This window comes from Streptosporangium sp. NPDC002607 (assembly GCF_053592655.1).
Genome location: NZ_JBSFWD010000018.1, coordinates 109197 through 130575 on the forward strand (window position 1 = coordinate 109197; position 21379 = coordinate 130575).

Annotated in this window: 20 protein-coding genes; 9 read left to right on the top strand and 11 right to left on the bottom strand. The window is 70.1% G+C overall.

The window, feature by feature from the left end; all coding sequences use genetic code 11:
- Positions 1-138: 138 nt before the first annotated feature.
- Together ACWD3H_RS21595 and ACWD3H_RS21600 are read right to left on the bottom strand one after the other, a co-directional pair.
- Positions 139-444, bottom strand: a complete 306-nt coding sequence (locus tag ACWD3H_RS21595; RefSeq protein WP_350923572.1) for a DUF5709 domain-containing protein — start codon at positions 442-444, stop codon at positions 139-141.
- 99 nt (positions 445-543) lie between these two features.
- Positions 544-897 (bottom strand): hypothetical protein, encoded by a 354-nt coding sequence (locus tag ACWD3H_RS21600; protein WP_451956240.1) that lies wholly within the window; start codon positions 895-897, stop codon positions 544-546.
- A gap of 251 nt (positions 898-1148) precedes the next feature.
- Here ACWD3H_RS21600 and ACWD3H_RS21605 point away from each other — a divergent pair, with 251 nt between their 5' ends.
- From ACWD3H_RS21605 to ACWD3H_RS21615, 3 genes are all read left to right on the top strand, one after another.
- A complete protein-coding gene (locus tag ACWD3H_RS21605) occupies positions 1149-2006 on the top strand; it encodes a helix-turn-helix domain-containing protein (protein ID WP_451956241.1) in 858 nt (285 codons plus the stop codon).
- Positions 2007-2026: 20 nt separating this feature from the next.
- Positions 2027-2254: a DUF397 domain-containing protein gene (locus tag ACWD3H_RS21610; RefSeq protein WP_451956242.1), complete on the top strand. Its 228-nt coding sequence runs from the start codon at positions 2027-2029 to the stop codon at positions 2252-2254.
- Positions 2255-2325: 71 nt separating this feature from the next.
- Positions 2326-2559: a DUF397 domain-containing protein gene (locus ACWD3H_RS21615; protein WP_451956243.1), complete on the top strand. Its 234-nt coding sequence runs from the start codon at positions 2326-2328 to the stop codon at positions 2557-2559.
- Between the two features lie 48 nt (positions 2560-2607).
- On the opposite strand, the gene ACWD3H_RS21620 is transcribed toward ACWD3H_RS21615, so the two are convergent.
- The 3 genes from ACWD3H_RS21620 to ACWD3H_RS21630 form a co-directional block, all read right to left on the bottom strand.
- Positions 2608-3084, bottom strand: coding sequence for an NUDIX domain-containing protein (locus ACWD3H_RS21620; protein ID WP_451956244.1), 477 nt, complete (start codon positions 3082-3084; stop codon positions 2608-2610).
- A 176-nt stretch (positions 3085-3260) separates the two neighbouring features.
- Entirely contained in the window at positions 3261-3806 is a 546-nt protein-coding gene (locus tag ACWD3H_RS21625) for a GNAT family N-acetyltransferase (protein WP_451956245.1), read from the bottom strand.
- 68 nt (positions 3807-3874) lie between these two features.
- A complete protein-coding gene (locus tag ACWD3H_RS21630; protein ID WP_451956246.1) occupies positions 3875-4669 on the bottom strand; it encodes a hypothetical protein in 795 nt (264 codons plus the stop codon).
- 349 nt (positions 4670-5018) lie between these two features.
- On the opposite strand from ACWD3H_RS21630, the gene ACWD3H_RS21635 reads away from it, so the two are divergent.
- Together ACWD3H_RS21635 and ACWD3H_RS21640 are read left to right on the top strand one after the other, a co-directional pair.
- Positions 5019-7118 carry a M6 family metalloprotease domain-containing protein gene (locus ACWD3H_RS21635; RefSeq protein ID WP_451956247.1) on the top strand — a complete coding sequence of 700 codons (2100 nt, stop codon included), beginning with the start codon at positions 5019-5021 and terminating at the stop codon, positions 7116-7118.
- 167 nt (positions 7119-7285) lie between these two features.
- Complete coding sequence (locus tag ACWD3H_RS21640; protein ID WP_451956248.1) at positions 7286-9850, top strand: tetratricopeptide repeat protein; 2565 nt, start codon at positions 7286-7288, stop codon at positions 9848-9850.
- A gap of 41 nt (positions 9851-9891) precedes the next feature.
- On the opposite strand, the gene ACWD3H_RS21645 is transcribed toward ACWD3H_RS21640, so the two are convergent.
- Positions 9892-10764, bottom strand: a complete 873-nt coding sequence (locus ACWD3H_RS21645) for a hypothetical protein (RefSeq protein WP_451956249.1) — start codon at positions 10762-10764, stop codon at positions 9892-9894.
- A 160-nt stretch (positions 10765-10924) separates the two neighbouring features.
- Here ACWD3H_RS21645 and ACWD3H_RS21650 point away from each other — a divergent pair, with 160 nt between their 5' ends.
- The gene (locus ACWD3H_RS21650) at positions 10925-11722 is read left to right on the top strand and encodes a tyrosine-protein phosphatase (protein ID WP_451956250.1); all 798 of its coding nucleotides are present in this window, start codon (positions 10925-10927) and stop codon (positions 11720-11722) included.
- Between the two features lie 95 nt (positions 11723-11817).
- Here ACWD3H_RS21650 and ACWD3H_RS21655 read toward each other — a convergent pair whose 3' ends face one another.
- Both ACWD3H_RS21655 and ACWD3H_RS21660 read right to left on the bottom strand, forming a co-directional pair.
- Positions 11818-12864: a Gfo/Idh/MocA family oxidoreductase gene (locus ACWD3H_RS21655; protein WP_451956251.1), complete on the bottom strand. Its 1047-nt coding sequence runs from the start codon at positions 12862-12864 to the stop codon at positions 11818-11820.
- Complete coding sequence (locus ACWD3H_RS21660) at positions 12857-13765, bottom strand: proteasome assembly chaperone family protein (protein ID WP_350923598.1); 909 nt, start codon at positions 13763-13765, stop codon at positions 12857-12859. The genes ACWD3H_RS21655 and ACWD3H_RS21660 overlap by 8 nt, the downstream gene beginning before the upstream one ends.
- Before the next feature lie 110 nt (positions 13766-13875).
- On the opposite strand from ACWD3H_RS21660, the gene ACWD3H_RS21665 reads away from it, so the two are divergent.
- Entirely contained in the window at positions 13876-14031 is a 156-nt protein-coding gene (locus tag ACWD3H_RS21665) for a hypothetical protein (RefSeq protein WP_355558299.1), read from the top strand.
- Positions 14032-14330: 299 nt separating this feature from the next.
- Positions 14331-15320 (top strand): 4-epi-cubebol synthase, encoded by a 990-nt coding sequence (locus ACWD3H_RS21670; RefSeq protein WP_451956252.1) that lies wholly within the window; start codon positions 14331-14333, stop codon positions 15318-15320.
- A gap of 1 nt (position 15321) precedes the next feature.
- Here the strand turns inward: ACWD3H_RS21670 and ACWD3H_RS21675 are convergent, their stop codons facing one another.
- Positions 15322-17436: an ATP-binding protein gene (locus ACWD3H_RS21675; RefSeq protein WP_451956253.1), complete on the bottom strand. Its 2115-nt coding sequence runs from the start codon at positions 17434-17436 to the stop codon at positions 15322-15324.
- 167 nt (positions 17437-17603) lie between these two features.
- Between ACWD3H_RS21675 and ACWD3H_RS21680 the strand changes: the two genes are divergently transcribed.
- Positions 17604-17771 (top strand): hypothetical protein, encoded by a 168-nt coding sequence (locus ACWD3H_RS21680; protein WP_355558313.1) that lies wholly within the window; start codon positions 17604-17606, stop codon positions 17769-17771.
- On the opposite strand, the gene ACWD3H_RS21685 is transcribed toward ACWD3H_RS21680, so the two are convergent.
- Both ACWD3H_RS21685 and ACWD3H_RS21690 read right to left on the bottom strand, forming a co-directional pair.
- Complete coding sequence (locus ACWD3H_RS21685; protein WP_350952117.1) at positions 17768-18649, bottom strand: ABC transporter permease; 882 nt, start codon at positions 18647-18649, stop codon at positions 17768-17770. The two genes, ACWD3H_RS21680 and ACWD3H_RS21685, sit on opposite strands and share 4 nt — an antisense overlap.
- A complete protein-coding gene (locus ACWD3H_RS21690; RefSeq protein WP_451956254.1) occupies positions 18646-21261 on the bottom strand; it encodes an alpha/beta fold hydrolase in 2616 nt (871 codons plus the stop codon). Before ACWD3H_RS21690 ends, ACWD3H_RS21685 begins: the two co-directional genes overlap by 4 nt.
- Positions 21262-21379 lie beyond the last annotated feature (118 nt).

Genomic DNA, 21379 nt, shown 5'->3' on the forward strand with positions numbered 1-21379 from the left:
GGGGCGGGGTCGTGCACCTCAGGCCATGTGCCTACGCGGAATCGGCTACCCGGTCGTGGATACTTCGCGGAGCCAGGCACATGGCTTCGACGGCGTCCTCGGTGAGGACACCGCGAAGGACCTCCCTGACGAGCCGGATCAGTCGGGTTCGATGTGGATGGCGCGCTCCTCGGCTGACAGGTCTCCGCTGTCGGGGCCGACGTCCCGGGCGTACTCCTCGGATGTCTCGTCCGGGCCGAGGCCCTCATCCGGCGCCACCAGGCGGTCCTCCTCGCGTGGGGGCCGCCGTTCGTGGTTCGGGGCCTCACGCCAGAGACGTTCGTCAAGCGTGTCCTGGTGTCCGGGATCGTCCGGAAGGATCTCGTGGTGAAGGCCGAGGTCATCGGTCCACTCCTCGACTTCGACCGCCTGCTCGTCGCTTAGACCTTTACGGTCCGGGGGCATTTGACTCATATTGCGGCCCTACCCGTTTTACGCCCGAAAACCCACAGGTCAGAGCATGGCTCGGCGGCCGCCGAGCCATGCCGTGCCAGGCGGGTACGGTCACCCGTCGCCGTCGCCGTCGCCGAGCCAGACGAGGTCGGAGCCGAGCCGGTACGCGGCGCTCCGCGCGCTCGTCCACCGGCCGAATCCCCTGACAGCGCCGACGGTGGCCGCGTCGCCGCCCGGCAGGGCCAGCCCGTACGCCACCACCCGCGCCATGATCTCCTCGTCCTCGGCCTCCCGGACCAGCGCGAACACGCGGGGCAGTCCCCCGGCCAGCGCCCGAACATCTTCTCTGTCAAGAGCCGAATCGGACTGCCAGGACAAACCGCTTCCGCCTCCTCCGGTCTCGCCGCGCCACGAGACCATGCCGTGGTAAACAGTCGGGTAGTCGGAACCGTTGAAGTGCTCCATCTCGGGTGCTTCCTTCCGGCATCGGGGCCGGGGCGGGCGTGGCCTGTCAGCGAAGCCCGCCCCGGTCTCCTGTCTTCCCTGGTGTTCCTGTGACCACGTGACCGTCCCGTGGTCGGATGCTGCCATTTCTTGCGCTCTCTGTGAGCGGGTGGCTACGTTGGGTATAGTGACACACGGTTACTGAAGTTCACAAGCTGTATTTGCCAGGCTGGTGAAGCCATGGCCTGTACAGCCCAGCCTGGAAGGTGGGTATGGCTGCTCCGAAGTGGGTGACGCTCCGAGCGCAGTGGCTTGGTCAGCAACTCCGCGAGTTACGTGAGGCCAACTCTCTGTTGCTCAAGGACGTGGCCGAGTATCTCCAGCGAGACCCGTCCACTGCGGGCCGCTTCGAATCGGGGGAGTATCCGATCCGGCGCCCGGACCTGCTGGCTCTCCTCGATCTGTACGGCGTGGCCGACGGCAGGCGACGCGAGAGCCTGATGAAGCTCAGCCAGGAGGTCTGGCAGAAAGGCTGGTGGGACGGGTACGCCAACGAGGTCGCCGGTGCGTTCGTCGACTATGTGTGGCTGGAGTCCCGTGCGGCCGAAATCCGCACCTTCGACAACACTCTGCTCCCGGGTTTGCTGCATACCTCGCAATATGCGCGGGCGGCGATCACGGCGGCTGAGTACGACGCGAAGAGCGAGCAGATCGATCGGTGGGTCGAACTCCGTATGACTCGCCAAGGGATTCTCGAAAGAGAAAATCCACCGCGGTTCTCAGCGATCATCGATGAGGCCATCTTGCATCGCGAGGTTGGTGGCGCAGGGTGTTTGTCAGCACAGCTGCGACACCTGGCCGGTCGTATCGCCGAACCGAACGTCGAGATTCGGGTGCTGCCGTTCAGTGCCGGGGCGCACGCCAGCCCAACCGGTGCGTTCCGTATTTTCTCGATGGAGAAACCGTTTCCTGAGATCGGCTATGCGGAGACCCCAAAAGGAGCTATCTATGTGGAATCACCCGATACTCAACGCTTCATGCAGACGTACGATGAATTGCGAGAGCTGGCTCTCACGCCTGAGGAGTCGGCTGAGTTGATCTCCATGACGGCAGAGGAACTGCTGCGGTGAAACCGATGGAAGGGCATGGCATGCCTGCTCCCGAGGACCTGGCCGGTGTGGCCTGGCACATCAGCACGAAGAGCGACAACGGCGGCGGAAGTTGCGTGGAGGCCGGGCCGTTGGCCGATGGTAGTGGGCGGGTGGCGGTGCGGCACAGTCATCGGCCTGATGGTGAGGTGATCGTCTATACCCGCGCGGAGTGGGAGGCGTTCGTCGGTGGCGTCAAGGACGGGGAATTCGACTTCTCCGGCACCTGAGCCGTATGCACAAGCCGTACAGATTCCCTTACGGCAGAAAAGTTGCGGTGAAACCGATGGAAGGGCATGGCATGCCTGCTCCCGAGGACCTGGCCGGTGTGGCCTGGCGCATCAGCACGAAGAGCGAGAACGGCGGCGGAAACTGCGTGGAGGCCGGGCCGTTGGCCGATGGTAGTGGGCGGGTGGCGGTGCGGCACAGTCATCGGCCTGATGGTGAGGTGATCGTCTATACCCGCGCCGAGTGGGAGGCGTTCGTCGGTGGCGTCAAGGACGGGGAGTTCGACTTCTCCGGCACCTCGGGCTGAGGCGAGGGGCCTGAACGCGACGATGGCCCGCCAGGTCCGGTCCGTCGGTCACTCGTCCGACAGGTAGGCGGCACGTCCTTCGTGCCGGGCGCGGCGGGCGGTGAGCAGGCGGGTGGCGGCGTTCTCCCCAAGGAGGGTGGTGGCGGTGTGCCACGGGAGGAACGCCACCTCGTCAAGCTCCTCTGCTTCCGGGCTGATCTGGCCGGGATCGCTCAGCACGCCGCCGTCGAACACGAAGTGGATCAGCGGGCGGGGGCGTTCCCCCGACGGTGGACTCCAATGGACCACGAGGAGGTCACCCACCTCGACGGGCACGCCGAGTTCCTCGGTCGCCTCACGCCTCGCGCACGCGTGGGGCGCCTCGTCCTCTTCCACGACCCCGCCGGGGAAGTCCCAGGTCGGCCGGTAGTTGGGTTTGACCAGCAGCACCCGGTCCTCGGGGTCGGTGATCAGCAGGCAGGCGCAGGCGAACACGGTGGGCAGGGTGGCGTACCAGGTGACGGGGTCGAGGTAGGGCTTGCTCACTCTTGCCACGCTACCGCCGCGAGCCGCCCGTCCCGGGCAAGGCCCGCCGAGGCGTCATCGGTCACTCACATCCGGAAGGCCGGACGTCACCGCCGCCCGGTCGAGTTTCCCAAGCCGGCGTGCTCCCCTCCTCGGCCCTCCCCGACGGCAGGTGTCCCGGTGGACGATCCTTCTACTCAGCCGAACTTCTTGACCAGCACCTCGAACTCCAGGTCGTCCCTGGTCGGCAGGCCGAAGCTCTCGTCGCCGTAGGGGAACGGGGCCGTCTCGCCGGTGCGGACGTAGCCTCGGCGCACGTACCAGGCCAGTAGTTCCTCGCGGGCCGAGATCACCGTCATGTGCATCTCGTCCACCCCCCACTCGTCGCGGGCGAGACGCTCGGCCTCGGCGAGGACCGTCTTGCCGAGGCCGCCGCCCTGCAGCGTGGGGCGTACCGCGAACATCCCGAAGTACGCGTGCCCGCCCCTGCGCTCCACCTGGCAGCAGGCGATGATCTCGCCCTCCGACTCCGCGACCAGCATGCGGCCGTCCGGGTTCTCCATCGCGGCGGTCACGCTCCGGGCGTCCGTCCGCTGCCCGCCCAGCAGACTCGCCTCGCTCGTCCAACCGATCAGGCTCGACTCGCCCCGGTAGGCCGACTCGACCAGGGAGACCAGAGGGAGGACGTCCGCGCCGGTGGCGGTGCGGAAGGTCGGCTGCGAGGTCTGCGAAGAGCTGTTCATATGGGTGATTCTCTCAGCGGTCGCCGGGGTCGTGCGGACAGAGGGAGGCCATGGCGGCTTGCGGGGGACTACTCCCCGAGAACCAGGTAGCGCCAGCTGGTCATGAGCACACCCCTGGTCGGATGGTTCAGCCGCTGCCACTCGTAGGTGCCGTCCTTGAGGATGTAGCGGGGCAGGTGCGCGACGGCCGCGAGAGCCTGCTTGCCGGACAGGTCGTTCACGTGCACCCCGTCGAGGCCCGGGGCGGGGTCGAGCCGCGGAGCGTCCTTGGGCCAGTCAAGGATCCGTTCCACGGCCTGGTCATGGGGCAGGCTCGTGTCCTTGGAGGGATCCCATGCCTTGGTCACCACACGGACACGGTCGGAGGTGTACGGCATGTCGGTCGTGATGCCGTTCAGCCGCGCGTAGGCGTCGTGTATACCTTTCGGGTACTTTTCCGGCATCTCGGAGGCGCCGTAGCCGTACGCGTAGAGGGAGATCCGGCGCATGCCCTCACCGGCCACGTAGACGCTCATGTTCAGGGTCGAAGAGTCGCTCGGCATGGTGGTCTCATCGGGCAGGTCCGTTACCTCAGCGGGCAGTTCCCTGACGAGCTGCCCGACGAGCTTCTCGGTCTCGGCGGGGGAGAGCCGAGTGAACTGCCTCGCCTCCCGGACGACCAGGCCGTCGCTGTAGACGAGCAGGTCTGTCGGCCTGATCGCATTGAACTGGCTCGTTCCCCAGAATCCGGGACTGAAGTCCAAACGCGCGACGATCTGTACACCCTCGATCCCGTCCAGCGGCAGCAGGGGCTCCCGGCCGCACCCGGCGGAGAGCGGCAGAAACACGGAGAACAGGGCGAAGACAATCACTGAGCGGCTCATGCCTGGTAGACGTCGCCCGAATGCGATCCGGTTCACGGGCCGCGGGCGCCGATCCGGGCGCCTGCGGGACGTGAACACCGATCCTCACCCGCCCAGCGGGGCGATGTCAGACGGTCGAGGACCAGTACGGGCGGGTCGCGCAGCAGTGTCCTGGCGACGGCCAGGCGCTGTTTCTCGTCGCCGGAGAAGCGGTGGCCGCGCTCGCCGTCTCATACCTCTCGGGCAGCGAGGCGATGTGGTCGTGGATCCGGGCGGCCCGAGCTCGGACGCGTCGTCGCCGGCCGTTCATCAATTTTTCCTGACAGCGGATTGTTGATCTATCCGAAAGTGATCTATAACGTCATTTAGCGTGACTCGTCCCCCCAAGTTGCTTAAAGTGCTGATCGCCGCAGTTGTGCTGATCCCTATCGGTCTCGCCTCCCTGCCCGCCTCCGCCGACCCCGCCCCGGACCCGGAGCACCCCTGGCGCCTGGAACACTGGCCCCAGACCCAGCCCTGGCAGCAGGACGCCCCCGAGGCCTCGGCCGCGCGGCGCGCCGAGCCCGGCACCCCGGCACCGATCGACCCGCAGAACTGGAAGAACCCGGACCACATGACGTGGGCCGACTACCGCAAACCCCCCGGCACCAACTGGGCCGACCCCGCGGTCAAGGGTTCCAAGCGCACCTTCCGCGGCGCGCTCGTCCTGGCCGACTATCCCAACCAGCCGTTCGTGGTCACCCAGCCCAAGGGCTCGACGGTCTTCAGGAACCCCAGCGCCGAGGCCCACGACATTCCCCGCGACCAGGTCGCCGGCTTCTACCGGGACTTCCTCAACACCCCCAACGACCTCAACCGGGGCCACACCATCCACGAGTACTGGATGGAGGACTCCGGGGGTCGTTACGGCGTGGAGCTGACCGAGTTCGGCCCCTACCAGATGCCGGGCAAGTCACACGAGTACGCCATGGAGTTCCAGGGAGGCACCGCCTGCCCGGCCGGTGACGCCTGCAACCGCAACATCAGGACCGACGCGCGGGCGGCGTGGATCGGCGACGTCGGCCAGGAGGTTCCGGCGGGCTTCGACTTCGTCTTCTACCTGAGCGCGGGACAGGACGAGTCGGCCACCTGGCAGGAGTTCGGCCCGATCAAGTTCCCCACCAAGGAGGCGGTGACCGACGACTTCGGCCCGCCCGACCCGGCCCTGCCCAACTGGGCCAGGACCCGCTACGTGGAGTGGACGTCCTGGGCCTCGGCCGCCTCCATCTGGCCCAACGCCGGGGGCGGGTCCTCCACCCAGGCGGAGAGCTCGGGGCAGGGCGTCTACGCCCACGAGCTCAGCCACATTCTCGGCATCGGCGACAACTACAACAACCCGTTCGGGGTACCGCCGCGCCGGGCGTACACCGGGATCTGGGAGATGCTCAGCCGGGGCAGCTTCAACGGCCCGGGTGGCCCGCACAGCCGCTGGCTGATCCCGCCCACCTCGGGCGGCTCCATGGGCGCCCAGCACATGCTCCGCAACAAGATCAAGCTTGAGATGGTGGACGAGAACAACGTGCTGCGCCTGTCCCGTGAGGCGCTGGCCGAGTCCGGGGTCGTCGTGGCGGAGGTGACCGCCCGGGTGGTCCAGCCGGGACCGGCCGGTCTGTCCGGGGTCAACATCGCCTTCGGTGACGGCGACCGCAGCCCGGCCTGCGACGTGCGCACCGACCCGTTCTGCGACGGCGGCGGATACCACAACTACACGCTCGAGGTCGTGGACAGGATGGGCGCCGACTCCTTCACGCCCGACTCGGGGGTGCTGCTGGCCAAGACCAAGAACGCCGACCAGGCGCCCTTCGAGTGGGTGATCGACGCCAACCCGCAGGACATCGGCATGACCGACTACGTCCTGCCGGACGGCACCGCCGTGCCCATCACGATCGGCGACTACCGCCAGTTGTCGGACGCCCTGTTCCACGCGGGCACCGGCTCGGGCTCCGAGTTCGAGTACGTGGACGAGGCCAACCGGCTCCACTTCTACGTCCTGGATCTCAAGCGCGACCGCAAGGGCGTGCTCTCCTACACGGTGGCGATCCGCTCACTGGACGGCGCCGGCCCGAACAAGCGCGGGGTGAAGGTGCTCCCGTCCGTCGCCCTCCCGTCCGGCGACGGCCTTTCCACCTGCCGCTTCCCGCTGTTCAACACCGGCAGGGCCGCCCAGGCCGCCGGGCAGCACCCCGAGGATGTGAGCGCCTATCTCAAGAGCGACGTCTACCGGCTGTCGGTGAAGGTCGAGGGCCGAGGCTGGACCGCCTCGCTGCCCAACGAGCTCGCGACCGCGGGCTCGGGCAAGAGCACGCTGGTCGCCGTCAACGCCCTGCGGGCGGCGGGCGGCAGCCACCTCGCGAAGGTGACCCTGACCGCCACCTCGGAGAGCGATCCCACCAAGACCGCCAAGGCGACCTGTCAGGCGCTGGGGCGCTGAGGCCCGGACCGCGTCACCCTCGGCGGGGGTGACGCGGAAGGTGTTCGGAGCGAGCGCGCGCGGAGCGTTCCTCGTGGAGAATGGAGCTGATCGTCCGGTGGCCGGGTCACCCGGCCACCGGACGGTCATTCGCAGGGCGTGTCGTGCTCTTCCTACGAGGGGTGTGAATGGCCGGTCCGTCGAACGTGCCTGATCGGCGTGGCTCCAGACCGCCGAGACGCCGGATCCCGCTGGCGGCGCCCGCGGTGGCGGGGATCGCCGCGGCCGTGGCCAGCGTCCTGGCGACCTCGCTGGACGTGTGGGAGCTGCCCACCGAGGCCAAGGTGGGCGCCACCGCGGTCGCCGGCCTCCTGGTCGGACTGCTCACCTGGGCGACGACCGGCAGGCGGTCCGAGGAGCAGGGCGCGGCCGCCACGGCGCCGTGGCGCCCGCCGGACCAGTGGCCGCCGGTCTCCGCGCACTTCACCGGCCGTACCGAGTCGCTGGCCGAGCTGCGCGAGGTCTTCACCGCGCGCCGCCGCTCCAGGGACCACGCGGAGAACGCCTCGCCGCTGGTCGTCTCGGTGTACGGCAGGGGCGGGGTGGGCAAGTCCGTGCTCACCGCCAGGTTCGGCCACGAGATCGCCGGGAGCTTTCCCGACGGCCGCCTCTACGCGGACCTGCGCGGCGAGGTGGAGGCTCCGGTCGGTCCGGAGGAGGTGCTGACCGGTTTCCTGCGCGCGCTCGGCGTCCGGCTCACCACCGACCCCGGAGGTCTCGCCGAGCTCCGCACGCTCTGGCTGACCTGGACCAAGGGCAGGCGCATCCTCATCTGCCTGGACAACGCCCACGACGGCGACCAGGTCAAGGACCTGATCCCGGCCGAGCCCGGGTGCGCGGTCCTGATCACCTCCAGGCAGCCGCTGTTCCTGCTCAACACCTACGACAAGCGGCTGTCGGTGTTCAGCGAGGCGCAGGGCGTCGAGCTGCTGGCCCGGCTGGCCGGGGACGACCGGGTCGCCGCCGACCTGGAGTCGGCCCAGGAGATCGTACGGATGTGCGACCACCTGCCGCTGGCCATCAGCATCTGCGGCGGACGCCTGGCCACCCGGGAGAACTGGACGCTGCGCCGGCTCGCCGACCGGCTGCGGGACGAGCGCCGCCGCCTGGACCAGCTTGAGATCGCCCGCAGGCTGGACAAGAGCGTGCGGGCCTCCCTCCAGCTGAGCCACGACGACTGCACCGGCCTGCAGCGCCGCCTGCTGCGCCTGCTCAGCCTGCTGAGCGCTCCCGATGTGCCCGGCTGGGTGGCGGGGGAGCTGCTCGCCACCTCGGAACCCGAGGGCGCCGACCAGCTGGAGGCGCTCATCGACGCCCAGCTCGCCGAGTGCTCGGGTACCGACCTCTCCGGGGTGATGCGCTACCGGCTGCACGACCTCGTCAGGATCTTCGCCCGTGAGCTGGCGTTCTCCGACGATGACGACGGTCACCGCCGGGCCGCCATCGAGCGGGTCCTGTCCGGCTACCGCCGCCGCGCGGAGGCGGCGGCCGTGGCCCGCTGGCCACAGGACTGGGGCCGCAGGGTCAGGCCCGCCGGGCCGGGAGCGGTGACGCAGGCCCAGGTCTCGGCGGCCGACTGGCTCAACGCCGAGCGGCTGACCCTGGTCGCCGTGATCGGCCAGGCCAGGAGCATGGAGATGTGGGAGCTGGCCTGGGGGCTCGGCCGGGCCTTCTGCTCGCTCTGCCACTCGCTGCGGGCCTACTGGTCCGATTGGCGGGCGGTCGCCGAGATCCTGTGCGAGGCCGCGGAGCGGATGGACGACCGGCGGGCGCTGGGCATCGCGCTGCTGGACCGGGCGGCGGTGGCGGGCGGCCAGGGCGGCCACCACAGCGCCGCGGCGGACGCCGAACGGGCTCTGGAGATCTTCACCGACCTCGGCGAGTCCTGGTGGGCGGCGCGGGCGATGCGCACGGTCGGCATGACCCTGTTCAACAACGGCAACCTGGACCGGGGACAGGGCTACCTGATCGGCGCGGTCACCGCCTTCAAGGGCGAGGAGGACCGCTGGTGGACGGCCAGGACCCGGCGCAACCTCGCGGAGCTCAGGCTTGCCCAGCGCAGGCCCGAGGAGGCGCGCGAACTGCTGGAGGAGGCCCTGGAGGTGTTCGAGCGCGACCGAAACCGCTACTCGGAGGCGCAGACGCTGCGCGCCTACGGGGAGGTGCTCGGTGTGACGGCCAGGGGATCGCACGCCGCCGGTGACAGCCGCGCTGCCGAGGAGGCATTCGCCAGGGCCGGTTTCAGCCTGGACCGGGCGGCCGAGATGTTCCGGCTCCGCGGCGAGCTGTGGGAGGAGGCCAGGTGCCTGCGCGCGGCAGGGGAGGTCGGCAACCCGGCCAACGCGCTCCGCGAGCTCACCTACGTGCGCCGGGCCACCGAGATGCTGACCGCGCTCGGCGACTCGTGGGGCGTCGCCAGGGCCGAGCTGTCGGCGGGACGCGCCCACGGGCGGCTCGGCCGCACGCGAGAGGCGCAGGAGTCGCTGCTGCGGGCGGTGCGCGACTTCGAGGAGCTGGGTGACCGCTGGTGGATGGCCAGGAGCCTGCGCTACCTGGGGGAGGCGTATCTGGAGGCGGGTGAGCGGCAGGCCGCGGTGGACGCCCTGCGCCAGGCCCAGGACATCTACCGCAGCCTCGGCAACCAGGCGGGGATGGGCCGCACCCTGGAACTCCTGCGCCGTGCGGAGGGCTGAGCGTCCCCCTTCACGCCTGGCCGAGAGCGCGGCCAGGGGCCTCAGGGGTCGGCGGTCGTCAGCAGGTGCCTGGCGGCGCCGCGGGCCTCGTCGATGCTCTTGTGGAACAACTCCCTGATCTGCCGGGCCTGCTCGGTCAGGCGTTCCAGGTCGGGGACGGCCAGCGCGTCCTCCGCCGTCTCGGCGACCAGCGCCTCGTACTGCGGGGTCCGTTCGGCGAGCACCTGAAGCTGCCGGTGGGCGAGGTAGAGGCCGTCGGCCTTGCGGACCTGCCCGGCGTACTCCTCCAGCGCGCGGATCCGCCTGGTCAGCGAGCTCTCGGCGGCCTTCAGCGCCCCGACATAGGGGGTGAACGCCTCGGCCACCTCCGGTGGGGGCGCGTCCGGTACGAGGCGGCGGTGCTCGGCCCTCAGCTTCGACAACCGCACCAGTTTCGTGGCGATCTGCCAGGTCTGCGCGGGCAGTGTCACCGCGTTGTCGATCGTGTCGAGCAGCCCTGCCCGGTTGATCCGGGAGTCGAGCACCGTCTTGGTGGCGTCCTGCGCGCGGCGGAGCAGGTCGCCGCAGTCGGCGTCGAGGTCCTCGGGCAGGACGAACCGGTCGCCGTGCTCCACGGCCAGCCGGACGCGCCGCCGCTCGCGCAGGCTCCGGGGGTCGTCGCTCAGGCTGCGCAGCGCGGTGATGAAGATCAGGATGAGGGCGGCGAGGAAGCCTCCCGTGCTGCTCAGCCACATCATGAGCAGCATGAGCCCGGCGATCGCGAGCGCCTTGACGGGATCGGGTATCCAGGACCGGGGGACCTGTCCCAGCCGGGCCGCGCGCAGCGCCTGCGGGCCGGCGCGCAGGACCGAGGAGATCGATTCGGGCAGAGCCGGATCGATCAGCAGATGCGGGGCGCGTCTCCTCGGATCCACGCGATCTCCTTGCGTCGGGACACGGGCGGGCACCTTCACTCTTCCTCATGGAGAAAAATGCGGTGCATTTACGGACGCGGTACATGGACATCGGCAATTACGGAAATAGGTCCTATGTGTTAACTGGCCATACGTAAAGGGGCGTATAAACTTGGCGGCGATGAACGACTTCACGCGTTGGATTGATCTTGAAGGTGCCGTCAACGTACGCGACCTCGGCGGGCTCGCCACGGTGGACGGCGGGACCACACGCTTCGGCCGCATCTACCGGGCCGACAACCTGCAGGGGCTGACCGAGCGGGACATTCAGCTGCTCGTCGCCGACCTGAAGCTCCGCAACGTCGTCGACCTGCGCTCGGGTCCCGAGGTGCGCCTGGAGGGGCCGGGGCCGCTCACCGGGGTGCCGGAGGTGAGCATCCACCACCTCACCCTGTTCGCCGAGGGCGGCAGGTACACCGATGTCGAGGCCGACACCATCGAGGGCGACCGGGTGCTGCCCTGGACGGCGCGGGACGAGGAGGACCTCGCCGAGTTGCGGGTGACCGGCTACTACTACGCCTACCTCCGCGACCGTCCCGACTCGGTCCTGGCGGCCCTGCGCGCGATGGCTCGCGACGACGGCGCGGCCCTCGTGCACTGCGCGGCGGGCAAGGACCGCACCGGTGTCGTCAGCGCCCTCGCGCTGGAGGTCGCCGGTGCCACCCGTGAGGCGATCGTCGCCGACTACATCGCCACGGGTGACCGCCTGGAGGGCATCCTGGCCCGGCTGCGTTCCAGCGCCACCTATCGCGACGACCTCGACAACCGCCCGGCCGACGACCACCGTCCGAGGCCCGAGTACATCGAGCAGTTCCTGCACGTCCTGGACAACCGTTTCGGCGGCCCGCTCGAATGGCTCGCCTCGCACGGCTGGAGCGATAGCGACTCCGGTCTCCTCCGCGCCCGCCTGCGCGACTGAGGACCCTTGTCAGGTCGCGCGACCGGCCCGCGCTTCCAGTACGGAGGCGCGGCACCCGGACGCGACCGCCTTGAGGGTGGTGCGTCGTCAGGTCGTCAGAGGGTGACGACCCGGCGCTCGGCGGCCGAGCGCCGGGCCGCCTCCAGCACGGTGAGAGCCTCGACGACCTCCTCGGGGTCGACCGGTGGTGGAGCGCCCTGGCGCAGACTGGCGGCCACGGCCCGGTAGAACCCGGCGTAGGCGCCGGGTTCGGTGGGGACGACGCGGTTGTCGTCGTCGGTGCCGAGGGTGCCCCACCGCTCCGGAGGCTCCGTACCGAAGCCGGGAGAGGCGGGGGTGAGACCGGCGCGCAACTGCTCCTCCTGCACGTCCAGCCCGTACTTCAGGTAGCCCGCCCGCGAGCCGAGCACCCGGAAGCGGGGGCCGAGCCGGGGGGCGACCGCGCCGGCCCACAGGTGGGAACGGGCCCCGCTCGAGTGGGAGAGGGCGATGAAGGTGTCGTCGTCGGCGTTCACCCCCGGGCGCCGCACGTCCGACTCGGCGTAGACGTCGACGACCGGGCCGAGCAGGCGCAGAACCTGGTCGGCCAGGTGGCTGCCGAGGTCGTAGAGCAGTCCGGCGACCTCGTCGGTGCCGCCCGTCTCGCGCCAGCCGCCCTTCGGCACCGGTCGCCAGCGCTCGAAGCGCGACTCCAGCCGGGTGATCTCGCCGAGCTCGCCCGCCGAGATCAGCCGTCCGAGCGTCAGGAAGTCGCCGTCCCAGCGCCGGTTCTGGAACACGGTCAACATCAGGCCCCTCGCACGCGCCAGCTCCACCAGGCCGCGCGCCTGTCCGGCGGTCGCGGCCAGCGGCTTGTCCACCACGACCGGCAGGCCCGCCTTCAGGGCGGCCTCCGCCAGCGGAACGTGGGTGCGGTTGGGGGAGGCGATCACGACCAGGTCGACCGGGTCGGCGCCGTCCCACAGGGCGGCGGCGTCGCCGACCACCCGCGCGCCGTACTTCCCCGAGGCCTCGGCGGCCCGGCCGGGATCACCGGTGACCACCGCGGACAGCCGCATGCCGGGGGTCGCGGTGATCAGCGGGGCATGGAAGAACGCCCCCGCCACCCCGTACCCGACGAGGCCGACGCGCAGCTCAGTCACCGCGATGCTCGTCGCGTTCGGCCAGGAACGCCTCGAACTGGGCGGCGAGCTCGTCGCCGGTCGGCATCTCCGTGGACTCGGCCATCAGGCTCTCGCGCTCGGAGCCCGCGGCGAACGCGTCGTACTGCTGTTCCAGGCCGGTGATGGCGGTGGACAGCTCCTGGGAGGCCTCGATCTGCTCGGCGATCTCGGCGTCGGTCTTCCCGGCGGCCTCGCGCAGGCCGTCCAGCGGGAACACCAGCCCGGTGTTCTTGGTGACCGCCTCCAGCGCGGTCACCGCGGCCGAGGGGTATTCGGCCTGCGCCAGGTAGTGCGGAACGTGCACGGCGTAGCCGAGGGCGTCGTGCCCCTTGGCGCCGAGCCGGAACTCGATCAGCGCGGTCGCGCTGCCGGGCACCTGGACCTTGCCGAAGGCACTGGTCTGACCGGCGACGAGCTCGGGCCGGCTGGCGTGTCCGGTGACGCCCAGCGGGCGGGTGTGCGGGACGGCCATCGGGATGCCATGGAAGGTCACCAGCCTGCCGACACCCAGCCGGGTGACCAGCGTTTCGACGGCAGAGGTGAACAGTTCCCACTCGCGGTCCGGCTCGGGGCCGCTGAGCAGCAGGAACGGTGTGTCCGTGCTGTCCTGGACGAGGCGCAGCGTGATCTCGGGGCTCTCCACGGACACCCAGCGGTCACTGTCGAAGGTCATGGTGGGCCGCCGGGAGCGGTAGTCGAGCAGGCGGTCCACGTCAAAGGTCGCCACGACCCGGTGCTCCAGCTCGTCGAGCAGATGGGTGATGGCGAGCCGTCCGGCGCCACCGGCGTCCACGAACCCGTCGAAGTGGTAGAGCAGCACCGGATCGGTCAGCTCAGGGACGTCTCCGCTGAGCCGGTAGAGATCCGTCGGGTCGAACACCGTTTTCCAGCCTTTCGTCGATCGTCTCTTCAGCTCAACCCACGGGGGGGCCGCTGAATTCCGGATGCCCTCGGCGGTCACAGGCACCCTATCGGGGCACAATGGGTCACATGCAGCCTGACCCTGAGCTTGAGGAGTTCGCAACCCGTCTGTTCGACCTGGCGAGAGCCGGTGAGACGGAGACGCTCCGTGCCTATGCCGAGGCCGGGGTGCCGGCCAACCTCACCAACGACAAGGGTGACACGCTGCTGATGCTCGCCGCCTGACACGGCCACGCCGAAACGGTCCGGGCACCCGCCTCGCTGGGCGCCGACCCGGGCAGGGCCGACGACCGGGAACAGACGCCGCCGGCGGGTGCGGTCTTCGAGAAGGAGCCCGACGTGATCAGGATGCTCCTGCCGGCCGGTGCCGACCCGGATGCCGGAACTCCCTCGGCGACGGACGCGGCCCGGAGGTTCGGCCAGGACGAATACCGGAAATGGTCCGGGCATTAACCTGAAAATTGCGATATCCAGGTGTTTACCGATGTATAGGAAAACTATCGCCCTTCGGCCATCCTGGAGGAGTGGGAACTACTACTACGCGTAGGTCAGGCCTACCACTTCGCGTCCCCCCGTTACCCTGCCCCTTTCCCAGCGAGGTCAGCCCCCATGTCGAAAGGGTCAACGCCGAGACCCTCGACTGGCTGGTGGACACGGGCATCCTGGATGATGCCGAGACCGTGGAGCGCTATCGGCGGGCGAAGTACGGCTGGCTGGGGGCCCGTACGTACCCCTACGCCGAGCACCACACGCTCCGCCTGGTGACCGACTGGTGCGTGTGGCTGTTCGCCTTCGACGACGCCTTCTGCGAGTCGGGCCGCGGCGCAGGCGAGATAACCCGCGCCCTGCCCCGGCTGTTCACCGTCCTCGACGACCTGGAGGCCGGGCAGGAGGTCGACGACGTCTTCGCCAGGACGCTCCTGGAGATCAAGGGCAGGATCGCCAGGTACGGAGACGACGACCAGCTCGACCGCTGGTGCTCCGTTACCAAGGACTACCTATTCGCCCAGGTGTGGGAGGCCGCCAACTGCGAGGCCGACGTGGTTCCGCAGGTGGACGACTACCTCTTCATGCGGCGGCGCACCGGCGCCATGCTCACGGTCTTCGCCCTCATCGACGTCGCGAGCGGACGCGCCCTCACCCCCGAGGAGTGGCGCCACCCCGACGTCAAGGCGATCACCGAGAGCGCCAACGACGTCGTGGTCTGGGACAACGACCTCATCTCCTACGCCAAGGAGAGCGAGGGCGTCAACTCCCGCAACAACCTGGTAAGCGTGCTCGCCAGGCACCGGGGCTACTCCCGGCAGCAGGCGATGGAGGCGATCGGCGCCATGCGCAACCAGGCCATCGCCGACATGGTGGCGCTGCGCCCCTCCCTTGAGGCGCTCGGCTCCGAGGCGGTGCTCGCCTACGTGCGCGGCCTGGAGTTCTGGATCAGCGGCAGCGTCGACTACTCGCTGACCAGCTCCCGCTACACGACGGCCTGGCAGCAGGGGGGAGAGTCCGCCGGGTGACTCACTCGGAGAGCACCTGACCGTCCTCGTGGTCTCCGAGCGCGAGGACGATCAGCTCCTCCAGGTTCAGCTTCCTGCCCCGGGAGAAGGCCTCCTCGTGTGCCTCGTCGCCGAGGACGCGCCGGCACTCCTTGACGCAGCGGTCGTGCTCGGAGTTGAAGAACGGGGAGCCCATCTGTGGCATCCCGAAGGTCCGCCAGTTGGCCTGACCGCCGCCCATCAGCAGGGAGGCGAGCACCGGCTGGCCGTCCTCCAGCGCCTGCCTGGCGACCACCTCGATCGCCAGGCCGATGCCGAGCACGTCGTGGAAGTAGCGTTTGAGGCGGAGCGCCTCACGGGCGTTCGACGTGGCCTCGGGCGAACGGCCCATCGCCTGGCACACGCTGGCGAGCGCGTAGATGGCGTACGAGCGCAGCCACAGCTCGCCGCGCTGGGTGCAGACCGCGATGCAGTCGCGCAGCAGCACCTCGGCCTCGGCCGGCTCGTTCTGGATGAGCAGCACCATGGACAGCTCGACGATCGAGGGGAGCAGACCCGGGTTGAGCTCCCGCCCGCTCTTGTGGAACTCGATCGCCACGCCCAGCAGCGCGCTCGCCTTCTGCAGGTCGTTCTGGAGGAAGGCGGCGGTGCCGAGCATCTTGGTGGCCAGGATGACCGCGCCCGAGTCGCCGACCCTGACGGCGTCCGAGCTGCACTGTTCCGCGGCCTCGATGGCACCGCTGATGTTGCCCTGCGCGCTGTTGATGTAGGACAGCACCCAGAGCGCCTTGCACCGCTCGGCGCTCGGCTGGCGAGCCAGCTCCAGGGTCTTCTCCAGATAGAGCCTGCCCTCGCGGGCCAGCCCGCAGGCGACCCACATGAACCACAGGGAGGACAGCAGCTTCAGCCCGGACTGCACCTCGCCGGGAGTGCGCAGGCAGTAGTCGAGCGCGACGCGGATGTTGTCGTGCTCGTGGCGCATCCTGACGTACCAGTAGACCTGGCGGGCGCCCGACCAGGCGTCCTCGCTCCTTGAGGCCAGCTGCAGGTAGTAGTCGCGGTGCTTCTCCCTGATCCGGTCGCGCTCACCGAGCTTGTCCAGCCACTCCTCGCCGTACTGCCGCAGGGTGTCGATCAGCTGGTAGCGGTGCCCGGACGGCGTGCCGTCGCTCAGCAGGATCGACTTCTCCACCAGGCTGGAGATGAGATCCATGATGTCCTCTGAGGGGAGACTGTCCCCTGAGCAGACGTAGCGGGCGGCATCGAGCTCGAAGTCTCCCGCGAAGACCGACAGCCGTGCCCACAGGAGCCGCTCGGCCGGCTCGCACAGCTCGTGGCTCCAGCCGATCGCGGCCCGCAGCGTCTGGTGCCTGGGCAGCGCGGTGCGGCTGGCCCCCGCGAGCAGGCTGAACCGGTCGGCCAGCAGGCCGAGGATCTGCTCCACGGAGAGCGCGCGCATCCGGACCGCGGCCAGCTCGATGGCGAGCGGGATGCCGTCGAGACGGCGGCAGAGTTCGGCCACCGGGCCGATGTTGCCCTCGTCCAGCATGAAGTTGGGCACCACCGCACCGGCCCGCGCGACGAAGAGCTGAACCGCCTCGTTGGTGAAGACGTCCTCGCCCGGGGAGTCGCCGGGGACGGTCAGCGGCGGGATGGTGACCGTGTGCTCGCCCTTGGCGTTCAGCGACTGGCGGCTGGTCGCCAGGATGGTCAGGCCCTTGGCGCTGCGGAGCAGGTCCTCGAAGAGCGCGGCGCACGCGTCGACCAGGTGCTCGCAGGTGTCGATGATCAGGAGGATCTCGCGGTCGCCCAGCCACTCGATCAGCGTCTCGTCCGCCGAGCGGGCGGACTGGTCGGCGATCCCGAGGGCCGAGGTGATCGTGTGGCGCACCATCCCCGAGTCCTGGAGGCGGGCCAGGTCGGCGAACCAGACGCCGTCCTTGAACTGGCTGCGCATCAGATGCGCGATCCGCAGGGCGGTGCGTGACTTGCCGACCCCTCCGATGCCGGTCACCGTGACCAGGCGGTGCTCGCTCAACCGCTGCCTGAGCGTGGTGAGCAACCTGGTGCGCCCCACGAAGCTGGTCAGCTCGTTGGGGAGATTGCCGTCTCGCCGCCATCCTGCTGGCGTTGTCATGGCGCCTCACGGGGGTTGCGGAAACCTGCCCTCGCATCGTACCCGCTGGGCTTTCACCTGTCCCCGGCGTCGCCAAGCCCCGCCCGCCTTCTCTGCGAAGAGACAGGCCCGGCCTGTCTTCTTCGCGGAGCGAGAAGACAGGCCGGGCGGATGGCTAGCATGGGCACGTGACAGTGCTCGAACCCGATGACCTGCGTCCCGTCGACCTCGCCGACGACGGCCTGCCGGTCCTGCCCGACCAGACCGCCGACGACACCGACGTCGGCTGGAGCGAGTGGCGCGAGGCCGACGACGACGCCCGCCTGATCGAGGAGCGCCCCCCGCACTGGGGCTAGGAGACCACGTCCTTGCTCCGGAAGCGGCGGAAGGCGAACGCGATCATGATCACCGAGTAGGTGACCGAGACGGCCACCCCCTTGAGCATGCCCTCGTACGAGGGCTGGGCCGCCAGGGCGTCCAGCCACGCGTTGCTCCAGAAGGTCGGCAGGAACTCCCTGAGCGAGCCGAGCGCCTCGACCGCCTGCAGGATGTTACTGACGATCACCAGGCCGACCGCCCCGCCGACCGCGCCCAGCGGGGAGTCGGTGCTGACCGAGAGCAGGAAGGCCAGGGCCGCGACCACGAACTGGCTGACCAGGACATAGCCGACCACCACCCCGAACCGGGGCAGCACGTCCAGCGCGGCGATCGTCTCGCCGGTCTGCGGCACCCGGACGTCGTTCCAGCCGAAGGCGAGGGTGCCGGCCAGCAATGCCATCACCGGCAGGCAGATCACCGCCGCCGCCGAGTAGCCCATCGCGACGATCAGCTTCTGCCGCAGCAGCCGGTCGCGCGGGATCGGGGCGGCCAGCAGGTAGCGCAGCGACGACCAGCTGGCCTCGCTGGCCACGCTGTCGCCGCAGAACAGCGCCACCGCGACGGCCAGCAGGAAGTTCGCCGACGTCAACAGGGCGAACGCCGCGAAGTTCAGCCCGCCCTGGGTGGCCAGGTCGACGACGCGCAGCCCGGTGGCGCCTGACTGCCCGGGCCCGGCGCCGAACTTGAAGGAGATCACCAGGATCCATGGCAGCGCGAGCAGCAGGCCGAACACGACCAGCGTGCGGCGCCGCTTGAACTGCCGGACGATCTCCACGGCGAGCGGCAACGTGCGCCCCGGCGCGTACCCGCGCGCCGAGCCGGTCGGGGTGGTGAGGGCGGCGTTGGAGTCGCTCATACCTTGTTTCCGATCAGGTCCAGGAAGACGTCCTCCAGGCGGGTGCCCGAGCCGTTGACCGGGGTGTGGCTGGCCAGCAGCTCGCTCACGGTCCCGGCGGTGACCAGGCGCCCGCGGTGCATGACCACCGCGTGGCTGCAGGTCTGCTCGACCTCCGACAGCAGGTGGCTGGAGACGATGACGGTGCGGCCCCCCTCCGCGTAGCGGATCAGGACCTCGCGCATCTCGCGGATCTGGGGCGGGTCGAGCCCGTTGGTGGGCTCGTCCAGTACCAGCAGGTCGGGCAGGCCGAGCATGGCCTGGGCGATGGCCAGGCGCTGGCGCATACCCTGGGAGTAGGTACGGACGGCGCGGTCCAGGGCCTTGCCGAGCCCGGCGATCTCCAGGGCCTCGGCGAATCCGGCGTCCTCGGCGGGCCGTCCGGTCGCCTTCCAGTACAGCTCCAGGTTCTCGCGGCCGTTGAGATGCGGCAGGAACCCCGGGCCCTCGACGAACGAGCCGAGCCTGGACAGGACCGGGGCGCCGGGCACCACCCGGTGACCGAAGATCCGGATCTCGCCGCCGTCCGGCCGGATCAGGCCCATCAGCATGCGCAGGGTGGTGGTCTTACCCGCCCCGTTGGGGCCGAGCAGACCGAGCACCTGGCCGTGCTCCACGGTGAACGACAGGTCGTCCACCGCGCGCTCGCCGTTCCGGTACGCCTTGGTCAGCCCACTGATCCGCAGCGGTACGGAGTCCAGTTCGGGATCGTGCTCGTCGGTGGTGCGGCGGCGCCCGGCGAGCAGCAGGACGGCCGCGACGACGAGGGATGCCAGCGGCAGCGCCCAGATCCACCAGGCGGGGCCGGTCTGCGGGGTGCGCAGGGTGGCGTGGGTGGGGACGGTCACGGCCGGCGAGGCCAGGGCGACCTTGTGGACGGCCGGGGCCGCCGGGGTGCTGTAGGCCAGGTCGGTGGTGGTGAACGCGACCCGCAGCCGGTGTCCGACGTCGAATCTGTGGTCGATGGCGGGCAGGGTCACCGTGGCCTCGCCCGAGCCGCCCGCACCGATCGCGATCCTGAGCGGGGCGACGAGCCCCTCGGGCAGGATCGGCGCCTGGGTCGCGCCCGCGACGTCGTAGAGCTTGGCGAACAGGGTGACCTCGCCCGCCGGGCTCTTCGTCCCGTCGCTCCCGGTCCGCGCGTCGGGCGCGGGTTCCGAGGTCACCCGGACCCGTACCGTCGAGCTGCCGGTGACCTGGAGCGGGGTGGTCAGCGGGGCGGAGTCGAAGACGGCGCTCTGCCCCGTCATGTCGATGGACAGGTTCACCGTGGCGCCACCGCCGAGGCCGCCGAAGCCGGGCACCGCGGAGATCGAGGAGGGAGAGCCGCCGGGCGGGGTGGCCACCAACTGGTCGGGGCCGCTGAGCGGTACGGAGGTCTGGCCGCTGCCCGACAGCCCGGGGTAGCGGTCGGCCGTGGCGTGCAGCTGGATCGGTTGGCGGGTGCCGGGGTCGCGGCCGCCGTTGCGGGTGACCGTGAAGGCGCCGCCGGCCTGAGCCGCGTCGCCGGTCTCCTTCAGGTAGCGATCGAACCAGCCGAGCGTCCTTTCGTGCAGCCAGTCGACCTCGCCGTCGCCACCGTCGTGGCCGCCGTCGAACCAGGCGACCTGTACCGGGGCGCCGGTGGCGGCGATGGCCTTGGCGTTGGCGTCCGCGTGGCCCAGCGGGAACAGCGAGTCGCGCTGTCCCTGCAGCAGCAGCGTCGGAATCCTGATCTTCCCGGGCAGCGAGATCGGGCTCGACCTGCGCAGCGTCTCCACCGCGCTCGCCGTCGCCCGGCCGCTCTGGGCCACCTGCTGGTACATGTCGCAGATCTCCGGCAGGAACCGGCCGCAGCGCACCTCCTCGGCGGTGAGCGGCCGCTCCTGCGCCTGCCGCTCCGCGCCTCCGCCGTTCCCGCCACCGAGGGCGGCCGGGCCGGCGACGGCCGGTGCGGGGCCGCCCCTGCTGAAGAAGAGCCCGGCCCACATGCGCTTGAACACCCCGTTCTGGGGCCCCTGCCCGGTGGCGTCGGGGAACAGCGCGTCGGCCAGGTCGTACCAGGTGATCTGCGGGACGATCGCGTCGATCCTGGGGTCGTGGGCGGCGGCCATCAGCGCGATGGCCCCGCCGTACGAGCCGCCCGCGATGCCCACCCGCGGGTCGCCCGCCGCGTCGAGCCGGACCTCGGGCCGCTTCGCGACCCAGTCGACCAGCTGGCGCACGTCCTTGACCTCGTAGTCGGGGGAGTTCAGCGCGATCTGCCCCGAGGAGCGGCCGAAGCCCCGCGCCGACCAGGTCAGCACGGCGTAACCGTCCTGGGCCAGCCGCACCGCGGCGTCCCTGACGCTCTGCTTGCTGCCGCCGAAGCCGTGCGCGAGCAGCACCGCCGGAGCCCTGCCGCCTCCGGCGGGAGGGAAGAAACTCGCGTCCAGCGTGACCCGCTGGTCGTCGCCCGGCCCGTCGAGCACTGTGATCATCTGCTCCTGGGCCCGTACGTCCGGTGCGGACGGCCAGACCAGCCAGGCCACGACGCCGACGGCCAGCACGGTGACCACCGCGATCCAGGTGGCCGACCTTGCCCCACGTTTCACCAGTTCTCCTTGAGCGTGGGAATCCCCTCCCTTCGAAAGAGGGAGGGATGTCACGGCGTGAGCTTACTGATCCAAGCTGAGATGCTCCTGAGACGACTCTCAGGAGCGTCCCCGCCGG